This is a genomic window from Acinetobacter sp. TUM15071, from assembly GCF_008980925.1.
Classification (GTDB): Bacteria; Pseudomonadota; Gammaproteobacteria; order Pseudomonadales; family Moraxellaceae; genus Acinetobacter; species Acinetobacter dispersus.
Map to the genome: position 1 here is coordinate 1 of NZ_BKGB01000047.1, position 545 is coordinate 545.

Annotated in this window: 1 pseudogene; it reads left to right on the top strand. The window is 37.1% G+C overall.

From position 1 onward, the window contains the following. Positions 1 to 127 precede the first annotated feature (127 nt). Positions 128 to 545 (top strand): annotated as a pseudogene (locus GBI66_RS19145) (transposase); the annotation flags it as partial.

Here is a 545-nt window from a genome sequence, read left to right on the forward strand (position 1 = left end):
ATATAGAATTCATATAAGAGCTGATTTCTATGCAGGTGGTGATGCTGAAATTGACAAGACATGATGTGTGCTGAGAAAACAGGAGGTTTTAACTTGGTAAACTATAGACACTCATCAGGAGTTTACCATGAGCAAGAAACAGAAGACTTACACCGCAGAATTTAAAGTTGAAGCAATAAAATTGATTGAAGCCAATCAAGGCAATGTATCGGAAACAGCCAGACAACTTGGCATTCCAATGCAAACTCTTTCAAATTGGAATAATAAAGCAAAGACTGGCACCATAGCAGGCACTAAACAATATTCACCTGATCTAAATGCCTTACTCGAAGAAAATAAAAAGCTCAAACAACAGCTCAAAACAGCTGAAATGGAACGTGAATTGCTAAAAAAGGCAGCAGCGTACTTTGCGAAAGAAAGTCAGTAAGGTACGCCTATATGAAACAGCAAAGATATTTATTCCCGATTAGCTTTATGGCTAGATTACTTCACGTTTCAGTGTCACGATTTTATGATTGGCTAAAACGAGGCATGAATAAAAGATT